This window comes from Flavobacterium sp. N502540, from assembly GCF_025947365.1.
In the GTDB taxonomy this organism is placed as follows: domain Bacteria; phylum Bacteroidota; class Bacteroidia; order Flavobacteriales; family Flavobacteriaceae; genus Flavobacterium.
This window is the reverse complement of sequence record NZ_CP110012.1, coordinates 3387214-3401373: the sequence shown is the minus strand read 5'-3', so window position 1 is coordinate 3401373 and position 14160 is coordinate 3387214. Positions and strand designations below refer to the sequence as shown.

The 14160-nt window shown below is 36.5% G+C and carries 15 protein-coding genes; 11 read left to right on the top strand and 4 right to left on the bottom strand.

All coding sequences use genetic code 11. The annotated features are described in order from the left end of the window. The first annotated feature begins 50 nt into the window (after nt 1–50). Nucleotides 51–905 (top strand): formyltetrahydrofolate deformylase, encoded by an 855-nt coding sequence (purU, locus tag OLM58_RS14350; RefSeq protein WP_264529463.1) that lies wholly within the window; start codon nt 51–53, stop codon nt 903–905. Nucleotides 906–1115: 210 nt separating this feature from the next. Here purU and katG read toward each other — a convergent pair whose 3' ends face one another. The 4 genes from katG to OLM58_RS14330 all read right to left on the bottom strand — a co-directional run bounded on the left by katG (nt 1116) and on the right by OLM58_RS14330 (nt 7941). Beyond that, complete coding sequence (gene katG / locus OLM58_RS14345; RefSeq protein WP_319802347.1) at nt 1116–3320, bottom strand: catalase/peroxidase HPI; 2205 nt, start codon at nt 3318–3320, stop codon at nt 1116–1118. Nucleotides 3321–3829: 509 nt separating this feature from the next. Beyond that, complete coding sequence (locus OLM58_RS14340; protein WP_264529462.1) at nt 3830–4630, bottom strand: ABC transporter substrate-binding protein; 801 nt, start codon at nt 4628–4630, stop codon at nt 3830–3832. Between the two features lie 184 nt (nt 4631–4814). Then, a complete protein-coding gene (pyrF, locus tag OLM58_RS14335; protein WP_264529461.1) occupies nt 4815–5642 on the bottom strand; it encodes an orotidine-5'-phosphate decarboxylase in 828 nt (275 codons plus the stop codon). Between the two features lie 115 nt (nt 5643–5757). After that, nucleotides 5758–7941, bottom strand: a complete 2184-nt coding sequence (locus tag OLM58_RS14330) for a DUF5723 family protein (RefSeq protein WP_264529460.1) — start codon at nt 7939–7941, stop codon at nt 5758–5760. Nucleotides 7942–8265: 324 nt separating this feature from the next. Here OLM58_RS14330 and OLM58_RS14325 point away from each other — a divergent pair, with 324 nt between their 5' ends. From OLM58_RS14325 to OLM58_RS14280, 10 genes are all read left to right on the top strand, one after another. Continuing rightward, entirely contained in the window at nt 8266–8448 is a 183-nt protein-coding gene (locus OLM58_RS14325; protein ID WP_264529459.1) for a general stress protein CsbD, read from the top strand. Between the two features lie 167 nt (nt 8449–8615). After that, nucleotides 8616–9167, top strand: a complete 552-nt coding sequence (locus OLM58_RS14320) for a helix-turn-helix domain-containing protein (protein ID WP_017498551.1) — start codon at nt 8616–8618, stop codon at nt 9165–9167. 21 nt (nt 9168–9188) lie between these two features. Further along, nucleotides 9189–9638: a response regulator gene (locus tag OLM58_RS14315; protein ID WP_264529458.1), complete on the top strand. Its 450-nt coding sequence runs from the start codon at nt 9189–9191 to the stop codon at nt 9636–9638. 10 nt (nt 9639–9648) lie between these two features. Then, nucleotides 9649–11433 (top strand): CHASE3 domain-containing protein, encoded by a 1785-nt coding sequence (locus OLM58_RS14310; RefSeq protein ID WP_264529457.1) that lies wholly within the window; start codon nt 9649–9651, stop codon nt 11431–11433. A gap of 143 nt (nt 11434–11576) precedes the next feature. Then, on the top strand, nt 11577–12143 hold the full coding sequence (locus OLM58_RS14305) for a DUF4142 domain-containing protein (RefSeq protein ID WP_264529456.1): 567 nt from the start codon (nt 11577–11579) through the stop codon (nt 12141–12143). 38 nt (nt 12144–12181) lie between these two features. Then, nucleotides 12182–12823 carry a porin family protein gene (locus OLM58_RS14300; protein ID WP_264529455.1) on the top strand — a complete coding sequence of 214 codons (642 nt, stop codon included), beginning with the start codon at nt 12182–12184 and terminating at the stop codon, nt 12821–12823. 34 nt (nt 12824–12857) lie between these two features. Further along, a complete protein-coding gene (locus OLM58_RS14295) occupies nt 12858–13010 on the top strand; it encodes a lmo0937 family membrane protein (protein ID WP_123923494.1) in 153 nt (50 codons plus the stop codon). 48 nt (nt 13011–13058) lie between these two features. Continuing rightward, nucleotides 13059–13343 (top strand): YtxH domain-containing protein, encoded by a 285-nt coding sequence (locus OLM58_RS14290; RefSeq protein WP_264529454.1) that lies wholly within the window; start codon nt 13059–13061, stop codon nt 13341–13343. 35 nt (nt 13344–13378) lie between these two features. Next, nucleotides 13379–13771: a hypothetical protein gene (locus OLM58_RS14285; protein WP_264529453.1), complete on the top strand. Its 393-nt coding sequence runs from the start codon at nt 13379–13381 to the stop codon at nt 13769–13771. 11 nt (nt 13772–13782) lie between these two features. Beyond that, on the top strand, nt 13783–14112 hold the full coding sequence (locus OLM58_RS14280; protein ID WP_264529452.1) for a hypothetical protein: 330 nt from the start codon (nt 13783–13785) through the stop codon (nt 14110–14112). Nucleotides 14113–14160 lie beyond the last annotated feature (48 nt).

The following is a 14160-nucleotide window of genomic DNA, read 5'->3' as shown; positions in this document are numbered from 1 at the left end:
TCGAATGAACAAATCAACGATTAACCGATTAACCAATAACCTAAACCAAAATGCAAAAAATAACCATTCTGATGCACTGCAAAGATCAAAAAGGAATCATTGCCGCAGTGACCACTTTTATTGCTAAAGTCGAAGGAAATATTACCTATATCGATCAGCATGTTGATGTAGAGCAAAATGTCTTTTTTATGCGACTGGAATGTGAACTCACCAATCAACATGTGAGTGCCGAATCGATAAAAGAAGATTTTTCAAAAACGATTGTAGCCGACTTTAATATGTCGTGGGAATTGTACAATCAGGAACACAAACCTAAAATGGCTTTGTTTGTCTCCAAATACGATCATTGTCTGTTTGATATTCTTGGGCGTTACAGTGCTAACGAATTAAATATAGAAATCCCTGTCATCATCAGTAATCATAACGAGTTGCGATCAGTTGCCGAACGATTTAATATTCCGTTTCACTGTGTTCCATTTACAAAAGACAATAAAGAAGAAGGTGAAGCCAAACAAATTGAACTGTTAAAAAAATACCAGATTAATTTCATTGTCCTGGCGCGTTATATGCAGATCGTTACCCCTAAATTGATTTCGCTTTACGAGAATAAAATCATTAATATTCATCATTCGTTTTTACCGGCCTTCCCGGGTGCCAAACCTTATCACTCGGCTTTTAAGCGAGGGGTAAAAATTATTGGAGCAACCAGCCACTACGTGACGGAACAACTGGATGAAGGGCCAATTATTGAACAGGATATTGCGAGAGTTTCACACATACATTCCGTTGAAGATTTTATTATGAAAGGGCGCGATTTAGAACGCATCGTTTTAGCCAGAGCGATAAAATTACATGCCGAAAGAAAAACAATAGTTTACAGCAATAAAACAGTTGTTTTTTCTTAGGGGTAAAGTAGCAGAGGTTCAAAGGGACAAAGATTTCCCTCTTAAATAAACAAACCCGACAGGTTTTAAAAGCCTGTCGGGTTTACTTTTTTAAAATATACGTTCAAAACGCAGACTTTGTCCCTTTGAGCCTTTGTCTCTCAGAACCTTTGTCTCTTTGAAACTTTGCTCCTCAGAACCTTTGTCCCTCAGAACCTCAGAACCTTTTTATTAACGTACATCAAATCGGTCCAGATTCATTACTTTAGTCCATGCTGAGACAAAATCTTTAACAAATTTCCCTTTGGCATCACTGCTTGCGTATACCTCAGCTAAAGCACGAAGTTCAGAATTAGAACCAAATATAAGATCGGCACGGGTTGCGGTCCATTTAACCTCTCCTGTAGTACGATTACGTCCTTCAAAAACTTCACCGGTTTCATCAGTGGCTTTCCAGGCCGTTCTTAAATCTAACAGGTTTATGAAGAAATCATTACTTAATGTTTCTCTATTTGCGGTAAACACGCCATGTTTAGAACCGTCATAGTTAGCGTTCAACACTCTCAAACCTCCCACCAACACTGTCATTTCAGGTACAGTTAAGGTTAACAATTGTGCTTTGTCTATTAAAAGTTCTTCAGTAATAGCTCCTGTTTTCGCACTTTTATAGTTTCGGAATCCATCTGCTTTTGGCTCTAATACTTCAAACGAATGTACATCTGTTTGCTCTAAAGTAGCATCACCTCTTCCTTGTGTAAAAGGAACATCAACAGATAAACCGGCATTTGACGCTGCTTTTTCAATAGCTGCAGATCCTCCTAAAACAATTAAATCGGCAATAGATACTGATTTTCCTGAATTAGCAAAATCATTTTGTATGGCTTCTAAAGCAGCCAATACCTTTTTTACTTGTCCTCCTCCATTAACTTCCCAGCTAATTTGAGGTTCAAAACGAATACGGGCGCCATTAGCTCCTCCACGTTTATCCGAACCTCTAAATGTAGAAGCTGATGCCCAAGCCGTATTTACCAATTCTGAAATAGAAAGTCCGCTGGAAAGAATTTTATCTTTTAAAGCAGCAATATCATTATAACTCAACTCGCCTTTAGCAGCAGGAATCGGGTCTTGCCAAATTAATACTTCACTTGGAACTTCAGGTCCTAAATAACGTGAAACAGGCCCCAAATCTCTGTGCGTCAATTTGTACCATGCTCTTGCAAAAGCATCAGCAAATTTGTCAAAATTCTCGAAATAGTCTCTTGAAATTGGTGCGTAAATAGGATCTAATTTCAGCGCCATATCTGCTGTCGTCATCATCGGAGCATGTCGTTTGGCCGGATTGTGAGCATCTTCTACAGTTGTAGCAGCGCTTTCATCTGTTGGTGTCCACTGATGTGCTCCTGCCGGACTTTTGGTTAATTTCCAATCGTACTTAAACAAAGTTTCAAAAAAACCATTATCCCAGGTAGTCGGATTTGGTTTCCAAGCTCCTTCAATCCCACTGGTAATAGCATCTCCTCCTACTCCGCTACCAAAACTGCTTTTCCAACCCATTCCCATTTGTTCTATGCTGGCACCTTCAGGCTCCGCTCCGACTAATGCTGCATCACCGGCACCATGCGCTTTTCCGAATGTATGACCTCCCGCAACTAATGCCACAGTTTCCGCATCATCCATTGCCATTCTTGCAAAAGTCTCTCTAATATCTCTACCGGAACCTAGTGGATCCGGGTTACCATCCGGACCTTCAGGGTTTACATATATTAATCCCATTTGTACAGCCGCAAGTGGATTCTCCAGATTTCTATCACCGGTATACCTGCTAAATGGTTTATCACTGGTAGCCAACCATTCTATTTCTGAACCCCAGTTCACATCCTGTTCCGGTTCCCAAACATCTTCCCTTCCACCTGCAAATCCAAAAGTCTTAAATCCCATAGATTCTAAAGCGCAGTTACCTGTTAAGATCATCAAATCGGCCCAGGAAATTTTGTTTCCATACTTCTGTTTGATTGGCCAAAGTAAAAAACGTGCTTTATCTAAATTCCCGTTGTCCGGCCAGCTGTTTAGAGGAGCAAAACGCTGATTCCCCGAACTTGCACCTCCACGACCGTCTGATATACGATACGTTCCCGCGCTGTGCCAAGCCATACGAATAAATAAAGGGCCATAATGACCATAATCTGCCGGCCACCAATCCTGCGAATCTTTCATCAGGTCAAAAAGATCTTTTTTAACCGCATTCAGATCTAACGTTTTAAATGCTTCCGCATAGTTAAAATCTTTTTCCATCGGATCCGACAAACTAGAATGCTGACGCAATATATTTAAGTTTAAACGATTTGGCCACCAATCTTTATTAGAGGTTCCTGTACCAGCAGTTTCTTTCATTTGTCCATTGTGGAAAGGACATTTACTTTCGTTTGAATCACTCATTGTTTTCTGTTTTTTTTGATTAGAATTAACTGTTTTATATCAAATGCTAATTTTTTTAAGAAATCACACCTCATTGATATCTAACACTTTATCAAATATACAAACTTATCTTTGCGATATTAATAAACAAAATTGATTGTTTTTATATTTTAATAGCCAAAAATTATTTAACACTACAGAAAGCTCAAAACAGCACATTAAAGAATCTTAACTTATGTCCAACAAAGTAATAACAAAACCTTAACAGCAAAACATCCATATAAGTTGGATCTTTGTAGTGTAATAAACTGGTTATTTATTATTTTGGTTTTGGTTAGTTAAATGATGCCGGCGTCTTCGAGATGCCGGCATTTTTTTTTGCTAATTTGTTACCTTTTTTGTTTCAGGTTTCAGGTTGCTACACTTTGAACATAGTTTAACCGCAAATTTGCTAAAGTTTTTGCGCCAAAATATACGCTCCAACAACTTGAAACAAAAAAAAACTGAAACTTGAAACCTGAAACCTGAAACTAATTTCTAAGTCTTTCGTGCAGTAATTTGAAGTATGGAAAAGCCTTTAACAGTCGGCTTCCGTGCCAGGAGAACATTTCGCCATCGACAAAAATAGTTTTGGCATGATGGGTAAAACGTCCTATTTCAAAAGCATCTTCTTCTTTAAACGGATAAGGTTCTGAAGAAAGAAAAACCAAATCAGGATCGCCTTCCAGACGCATTTTTCTGAGTTCAATTTCCGGATAGCGACCTTTATCCCCATAGATATTCTGAAAATGATTCAGTTTTAATAACTCATTAATATAGGTATCATTTCCTGCTACCATATAAGGGTTCTTCCAAATAAAGTAAGCCGTTTTTTTCTCAGGAATGTCCTGAACGTATTTTTTAAAATCGTCTAAAGCAAAGAGCAGTTTATTGTTCCATTTCTGAGCTTCGGTTCTGCAATTGAAAAGCTGTCCAAAATCAGAAATCATTTGGAAATTATCCTCAATTGAAACAATATTGGTCACCCAAACCGGGCAAATAGTACTTAACTGGGTTACAATTTCGGGCGTATTTTCTTCTTTGTTGCAAATGATAATATCGGGTTGGAGCAGTTTTATTTTTTCAAAATGAATCTTCTTCGTTCCTCCAACCATTTTTTTAGTCGACTTAAAATGATACGGATGCACGCAGAACTTTGTTATCCCCACTATTTTTTCTTCTAAACCTAGATCGTATAGCAATTCGGTTTGTGAAGGAACTAACGAAATAATTCGTTTTGGAGCTGTTTCGAAAGTATGTACATTTCCTATTTGATCTGTTAACTCTTTCATGCTTATTTTGTTTCAGGTTTCAGGTTTCAGGTTTCAGGTTTCAGGTTTCAGGTTTCAAGTTTCAAGTTTCAAGTTCTTTAACCGCAAAGTTCGCAAAGGATTACGCTGTGAACGCAAAGCTTTTTTTTGCGAACCTTGCGAAAAACCTTTGCGAACTTTGCGGTTAATCTATTTATAAAGTTATTTAAACCTGAAACTTTAAACGAATAATCTCTTCCATTTCTTTTTGAACTTTCACAGCTTCTTCTCTCGCTTTTTCAGCAAAGTCAGTTCCTTTTGAGGCGTAGATAATTGCTCTCGCTGAATTGACCAATAAACCAACCTGATCGTTCATTCCGTATTTGCAAACTTCAGATAAGCTTCCGCCCTGAGCTCCAATTCCCGGTACCAATAAGAAACTGTCCGGAACAATTTTTCTAATTTCGGTAAAGTATTCTGCTTTTGTAGCGCCTACCACATACATAAGATTGTGGCTGTTTTTCCAGGTTTTAGACGTTTCTAAAACTTGTTTGTATAATTCTTTTCCGTTTGTCGTCAAAGTTTGAAAATCAAATGCTCCTTCGTTTGAAGTCAAAGCCAGCATAATCGTATGTTTGTTTTCAAAAGCCAAGAAAGGTTCTACAGAATCTTTCCCCATATAAGGAGCAACGGTTACACTGTCGAAATTCAAATCTTCAAAAAAAGCTTTGGCATACATGCTTGATGTATTACCTATATCACCACGTTTTGCATCGGCAATGGTAAACATTTCCGGAAAATTCTCGTTGATGTAGTTTATGGTTTTCTGAAGTGAAAGCCATCCTTTTAATCCGTAAGCCTCAAAAAAAGCAGTGTTGGGCTTGTACCCTACCGCTAAATCGTGCGTTGCATCAATTATTGCTTTATTGAACTCAAAAATTGGATCTTCGGTTTCTAATAAATGTGGCGGAATTTTAGTCAGATCAGGATCTAATCCAACGCATAAAAATGATTTTTTTAAAAGAATTTGTTCGTGTAGTTGTTGTGTTGTCATTCTTGATTTTTTAGTTCTCCAAACAGAGTAGAAATAATTCTATTTTAGAAGTATGCAAAAATAAAAAAAGCCATTCAATTACGAATGGCTTTTTGGTTTTATATTCTGTTTAGGCTTACAAATTACCTAAATATACAATTTCTGTTCTTCTGTTTTCTGCTCTTCCTTTAGCCGTTTTATTAGACTGAACCGGTTTTGCAGATCCAAATCCTTGTGAACTTAAGTTAGCCGGATTTACCCCTTTTTCAATCAAAGCATCCATTACTATTTTTGCTCTTGCCTCAGATAATTTCTTGTTGGCTTTTGGATTTCCTATGTTATCTGTATGTCCGTTGATTGCAAACTTAGCATTTGGATAGTTTTTCAGGATCTCTTTGATCGCATCTAATCTACCTGAAGTTTCTCCTTTTCTGGCGTCACTTAAAGTTGCTTTTCCGGTTGTAAAAAAGATAGACTTCGCCTCTACTTTCAATTGTGCTAATGTTTCTTTTGTAACTTTAGGACAACCATTATTTTCTGCAGGGCCATACACTAACGGGCAAGCGTCATCTTTATCCAAAACTCCGTCTTTATCAGCATCTAAAACAGGGCATCCTTTATTTTCTGCAGGACCAGCAACATCCGGACAAGCGTCGTCTTTGTCTAAAACTCCGTCTTTGTCAGTATCCGGCCAAGGACAACCTTTGTTTTCTACCGGACCGGCAACTGCAGGACAAGCATCTACATTGTCTAATAAAGTATCTCCATCACTATCTTTCCAAGGACATCCTTTATTTTCTACAGGACCTGCAACACTTGGGCAAACATCATCTTTATCAAAAACTTTGTCTCCATCTGTATCTGGCCATGGACAACCGTTATTTTCTTCCGGACCTGCTACTTTTCGGCAAGAGTCTTCTTTATCGATTACTCCGTCTTCATCTGTATCTTTGAATTTCTTCTGATAAACCGGAATTTTTACCCCTAGATGAAAATCAACCGCTTTGGATTCTTTTGAAACCAGATTCGTCAAAACAGAACCTGAACCAATAAAGAAAGCTCCTAAACGAATTCCTGATCCTACCTGCATTCCGCTGTATTCCATCCAGGTCATCGGTACATAAAAGCTAAACCATCTGCTTTCGTAACGAGGCGTTAAACTAACACGATTGGCAATACTGCTTCCGTTTAATTTAGAGTCGCTCACCATACTGATATCTCCATTTAAATTTAAATAGAATTTTCTGTACATGTTCCAATCTGCATCAGCGTGAATTGCTGTTGGCAAATTGGTTCTAACTCCTTTTGAAGTCGAAACTTTTGTATAATGCTCGTTCAGGAAATCATACAAATTATCGGCATCATTGATCATTTTCTCTGTTACCACTCCGGTAACATTATAGGTATCTAATTTTGAATTCTTGTAATTGATTGAACCAATATCGGTAACCGATAAACCAAAACGTACTTTGTATTTGTTCAAATCACGAAAGTTATTGTCGGCTCTTGTTGCTTTGTTTAAATCGTACTTTTTGTATTCAGGTCTCCATTCGTACACAAGTCCGAAATCAAAACCGAAACCATTTGAATTCGCATCAAATTTGTAATCTTTATTAGCATCAAAGTCCTGGCTTGCTCCTACGGTTACTTCTCCTTCAGAAAAAAGCGTGCTGGCTCTCGGATTGGCTTTGTTCTCCACAAATGCAACTTTCACACCTCTGCCCTGAGTATAACCGTTTACACCACCCTGAAGATATTTTGCTGTTAAACCTCCTTTTAAGAAATGTTGATCGTTTTGCCATAAAACTGCAGCATACGAAACACCAAGCTCTCCCCATGAATGCGAAACTGCATTTGGATTGCCTAAATTAAAATTAAAATTGCTGGCATGGTCTAAACCATTTTTCACCTCATTTACAAGGCTACCGTTAACATTATAAGCATTAGTAATCGATCTGGCTCTTGTAAAAACAGCAATTGTATGTTTTGGAGCAATATTAAACATGAATGAAGGCCCCATAATATCAAAATTAACCAAACCATTGTTGGAGTTAGCCGGTGTCATGATCGACTGCTTGTCAAAATCATATCCTTTTTTATACACGTCAAAAAGGCGAACACCATAAAGATCATTTGCTACTGTCCCACTGATTGAAAACAGATTAACATCGGTTTTAAAACGAGAATCGGCAATAGAAGCCGGATTAAAAAGAACGCTTTGAACACCTGCATAATTATCATGCGTATATCCCAAATAAGACTGAGATTTGGCTGAAAAAGTAATCGCAATAAGTAATAAACTGAGTAAAGTTTTTTTCATTAAAATTTGTTTTGTTTTAGGTAAATTCGGCGGCAAAACTACACTATTTGAATTACAAACAGGTTACGTAAACATTGAATTCCTGTAACTTTTTTAACATTTTTTTTAGATGAATCTAAAGACTTTCTTTCTGTTTTCCATAAGTACCCTTTAATCAAATAATTATAACAGCATCTATTAAATTTCTTTATCACGCTTAAAAGTCCAAAATGTGAATTATGCAATACTTCTTTAAATGAATGTAACAGAAAACCAACAAATAATTTGCAATTTTACATTACTATTACTGCTTAATGTTTTTTGCAGGAATAGCATAAAAGTGGAATGAGTTTAAGAAAGAATACTGAAGCAAAATACGCAACTCTGAAGCATGATGATTTGATGTTTGCCGGAGCTAAAATGGATAGTAAACTTCAGCAAAAGCAGGGAAAAGTAAAAGAAGAATTTCATCAGATCCTTTCAGATTCGCAACCCTTTCTGACTCAATCGGAATACCGTCTAGTATAAATATTAGACGGTATTTTTTTATACTAAAAAACTATGTTTTGATGTGTTGAATAGTATTTTTCCGGATTACTCCCAATGAGTTAGTTTAAATATTTAGTAAATTTCTAACAATTGTTAAACGATATAACCAAAATTAAATTAAGTATCTTTAACCAAATTTTCATTAAATGAAACTATTTATAAAGTTCGACATTAACACCATTTGTTCACTTTTTTTAAAACACAATCTGGACCAGCACAATGTAAGCTTTACCACTTTGGGTTTTGGTGAAATTGAGCTCAATAACAACCTTGATGCTGAGGCACTCGAGGCTTTAAAAGAGAAACTGAGCCCTTGTGGTTTTGAAGTGGTAGAAAACCAAAAAAGTGTTTTGGTACAGAAAATAAAGGATGCTATTATTGAACTTGTCTTTATGGAAGACAGTAACAATTACAAAAGTTCTGTGTTTTTGGCCGAAAAACTCAATCATAGCTATGGGTACCTATCGAATGTATTTTCGGAAGTAACCTATTCGTCTATCGAGAATTTTATTATTTTACAAAAAATTGAAAGAGCAAAACAATTAATTATTATCAACGAAATGAGCCTGACCGAAATTGCTTTTTTACTCAACTACTCCAGTGTAGCACACCTGAGTACACAGTTTAAAAACACCACCGGAATTACACCATCGGCTTTTCAGCGAATCATTAAGAAACGAAGAGAGAATTTAAAATAAAATACAAATACCTATATTAAAATGCAAAAAAACGCATTACACATTTTATTGGCTGACGATGATGAGGACGATCGCCTTTTTTTTAAAGATGCTTTTGAAGAGATAAAGATTCAGACTAAAGTAGAATTTGCGAATGACGGAATGCAATTAATGGACCATTTGATGAATCCTGACAATGCTTTACCTGATATTTTATTTCTGGATTTGAACATGCCGAAAAAAACCGGAAAAGAATGCCTGATCGAGATTAAAAAAACAGAGCGTTTAAAAGACATCATTATTGCAATCTACTCTACTTCCTCTTCTGAAGAAGACATTGAAGATACTTTTATTCAGGGCGCCAATATTTATATTAAAAAACCAAGTGATTTTAACAATCTGAAAAAAATAATTAATGAAGTCGTTACGGTAAACTGGCACTATCATACCTCAGGGTTAAATCGTGATAATTTTCTGTTGCGACTAAAATAGTAGGAAATCAATGAAGTGGATCCCAAATTTTAATTCCTCAAACTCACTGAGAGTTATTTTTGTAATCGCAGTTTTCATTCTGTTATTTCTTTCTTCTATTGCTCACAAGCACAATCAGGACCTGAATGAGTCCAGTAAGCTGGTGATGCATACGTATGAAATTAACATTCAGTTAGAACGGTTAATGTCGGCCATTAAGGATGCCGAAACGGGGCAGCGCGGCTATATCATAACCCGCAATGCCCGTTTCCTGACTCCTTACATTTATTCGCGCGACAAGGTAAACACTTCCTTCATTAATTTAAAAAAGTTAACGAAAGACAACCCGCGACAGCAGAAAAATCTTCAAAACTTATTCAAGCTCATCATTCAGCGTTTTGTTTCGTTTGAAAATTGCCTTAAATACAGCGATCCCAAAACCTATGACAAACGAAAACTCGACAATCATTTGTTTGGAGGACGAATTTTGATGGAAAACATTCGTTTTAAAGTAGACGAAATGAATGATATCGAAAAAACTGATTTGGCCAAAAGACTAAAAATCTACGATGCCGAAATTTCCCTGAGTCCGCTTTTTTCTATTTCACTGTTTCTGGTTGCTTTAAGCTTTATTCTATTGGCTTACCGACAAATTAGTCGTGATTTCGAACGACTGAAAGTCTTCAACAAGCAGCTTTTAATCTCTGGAAAACTGATGGCTGAATCTGAAGCTATTGGTAAATTCAGTACCTGGCAATGGGATTTAGACACCAACAAAATAGACTATTCCGACAATCAATATCGCCTGCTGGGCTATGAACCTAATGCTTTTGTTCCCGAAAAAGGCACCTTTTTAAACTTTGTTCATCCGGATGATAAAGAAATAGTAGCAAAGTCGATGAAAGGAATCCTAAACTATAAACAACTGCCTTTTGTTTACTATAAAATTGTACTTCCGACCCAAGAAGTAAGACATTTTAAAACAACAGGGAAATTATTGACTGACGAACAGGGAAGCAAAATTTTGCTGGGAATCAACTTTGATATTACCGACGAGCACTTACTCAACATAGAACTTCAGGCACGAAACGTCGAACTTGAAAACAGTAATAAGGAACTGGCTTCTTTCAACCATGTTGCGAGTCACGATTTACAAGAACCTCTTCGAAAAATTCAGACTTTTATCTCCCGAATTTCAGATGCCGACAAAGCCGTTATGTCTCAAAATGCCAATGATTATATTGCCAAAATTGAGATTTCGGCTAAAAGAATGCGTGTTTTAATTGATGATTTATTGTTGTTCTCAAGAACAAATACCACCAAAAAAGAATTCATTAAATCAAATTTAAATGAATTACTTAAAAATGCCGAAGCTGAATTAACCGAAATGATCGACGAGAAAAAAGCGGTTATTACGTCTACAAAATTGCCTAAACTGGCCGTCATTCCGTATCAAATCGAACAGCTTTTTATCAACCTCATCGGGAATTCTTTAAAATACAACCGTCCGAATGTTGCTCCCGAAATTACCATCGAAAGTCAAAAAGTATTTTCGGTAGATTATCGCGAACTATTAGATCAGAATGTAAAAAAATACCACAAAATAACTTTTACAGATAACGGAATGGGCTTTGACCCTCAGTTTAAGGAAACTATTTTTGTATTGTTTCAGCGCCTTCATTCTAAAACAGATTATCCCGGAACAGGAATTGGTCTGGCCATTTGCAAAAAAATTGTCGACAATCACAAAGGATATATCATGGCCGACAGTCAGCCTGATCAGGGTTCAATTTTTACGATTTTTCTTCCGGATTAACCCCTCAAAAAAATCCTTAAAAACCACATAACAAACGTTGTATAAATCTTTTATGGGAATTATATAACGTTTCTTTTTTTTGGTGTAAAGCAAAAACCTCCATTCGTCGCCATCTTTGTAAAGTAATACTTTATGAAGTAATAATGAAAGCAATTCCCCGAGTAAAAGCATTTTTTTTAAGAACAATATTCCTATTGTGTGTAATAGTTTTTGTTTCCTCCTGTAAAAAAAACTATCCAGTAGCAACTTCTTTAAAAAATGAAGCTTTTACCAAGAATGAAAAAGAAGAAATTGAAGCCTTTTTTTTTATCGCAGCGGCAAATGCAAGTCAAACCATTATTTCTAAAAGTCAAATTGCACAACAAAAAAGTTCTGACAACAACATACTGGAAGTAAGCAAACAAATCGAAATCAATCAAAATCAGCTGCTACAGGAGATCACAACTCTGGCCAATAAAAAGTTGATCATTATTACCGAAATCAATGCCACCCATAAGCGGGATTTATACGATTTAATCGATGCCAACGAAACCAATTTCAATGCGGCTTATCTCGATTCTATGAATGCCTCTTTAGAAGAACAGATCAGATTGCTTGAATCGATTTCAAAGGAAACGAACGATCAGATTATTTTAGAAATGGTACTGCAATACCTGCCAAAACAATATGAGTTTGTCAGAGAAATTCAAAAATCAAGAATAGTAATCTAAACGCCTATATACGCTATTATTAACTAAACTATCTAACTATGAAAATGTACCCAAATTTTTTATGCGCCTTAACCCTTTTCTTAACAGCATCGTTTGGAATGCTGCATGCTCAGAACACTAATGCGAATCCCGAGTATGGAATCAAAGGAGGGTTCAACATGTCGAATTTGTACTCTAGTGATGCCAATGACGAAAACATATTATACGGTTTCAATGCCGGTCTTTACGCCACTTTACCTGTCTCTGATTTCATTGCCATTCAGCCTGAAATCCTGTTCACTACAAAAGGAGCCAAACTGGAATACAATAACGCTTTTGCCAGCGGAGATTCAAAATTCAGACTCAACTACATCGAAGTTCCTTTATTGGTTAGAGTAAATATCACCCGAAACTTTAATGTTCATGCCGGTGGTTACGCCTCTTATTTGGTAAGCTCAAAAGTAACCGGCAGAGGTGATTTTAACTTCGAACAAGAAATTGACACCGATGATCTGAACAAGTTTGACGCCGGTTTATCAGCAGGTGTTGGAGTCGATTTTGACCCAATAAGCATCGGATTACGTTACAACTACGGGTTAACTACTATTGGAAAAGAAAGAACGGTAGCCGGAACAACATACACTTTTCCGGATGCAAAAAACAGCAACCTTAGTTTATACCTTTCGTATAAGTTAAACTAAGAAAACGATTCAATTAAACCTAAATACAAAAATCATGTCAAATCTACTATACACAATCGCGTTGGTACTGGTCATTCTTTGGGCATTGGGCTTTTTTGTTTACAGCCTCGGAAGTATCATTCATATTTTATTGGTCATTGCAGTTATTGCCATATTATTGAGGCTCATTAAAGGCCGTGAAATTTAATAAACGAACACTATTAAGCACTATATATTAATTACTAAATCGAATATTATGAAAACGAGTAGCACAATTTTAGGAATATTAGGAGCCGCAGCAGCGGGAGCAGTTTTAGGAGTTTTATTTGCACCGGACAAAGGATCAAATACCAGAAAAAAAATATCAGACAAGTCTAAAGATTACGGAGATAATATAAAAACCAAGTTCAACGGAGTTGTAAGTACCATTAAGTCAAACGGGAAAGAAATTATCGAAGAGGGAAAGGTAAAATTCAGTCAGGCGAAAGAGGACTTCAACACCCTTAAGGACGAAGCCAAAGCGGTAAAATCGAACTATTAAAAGGTGAAATTTAAATCCTAAACACCCCCTTTATTATGGAATCAAATGCAACAACAAACGAGAACTTAAATCTTTACGAGAAAGCAGAGAACTATACCAAAACGAGTTTAGAATTAATTAAACTTAAAACGGTATCAGCATCGGCAGATGTTTTATCAACATTGACCTCCAGGATCGCAGTTGGCGCTGTTGTTGCATTTTTCACCCTGTTCCTTAATATTGGAATCAGTTTATGGATCGGAAAAAAACTTGGAGAAAGCTATTACGGTTTTTTTATACTGGCCCTGTTTTACTTAATTGTTGCCATTGTACTGCACAAATCGCATCACAAGCTTATTAAAACCCCTATCGGAAACATGATTGTTTCGAGCATTTTAAAAGAAACGAAACAAGAAGTTCCTTGTGATTCAGGTCCATCAAAAAACTAAAAAAGACTGTCATGGAAACTATTTACACCCTTGATTCACTAGACCGGAAAATTCAGCTTTTAGAAACCCAGCAAAATGCCGAGTGGTGCGCCATAAAAGACGAAATCGATGACATTAAAGAGCATTTAAAACCTCTAAACCTGATTCGAAGCACTGTTGAAGAAATCAACGAAACGGTCGGATTTAAAAGCGATCTCGCACAATCAGCTATTAGTATAGGAATTGGTTATCTGGCCAAAAGATTTGTAGTAGGCAAAAGCACCTCGACTTTCAAAAACATCTTCGGATCATTATTACAGCTTTTTGTTACCAATGTAGTTTCGAAGCCAAGAAGTTCTTAGGTACAAAGGGACAGAGGGACAGAGGTACAAAGGTGCAAAGTTTTTTTG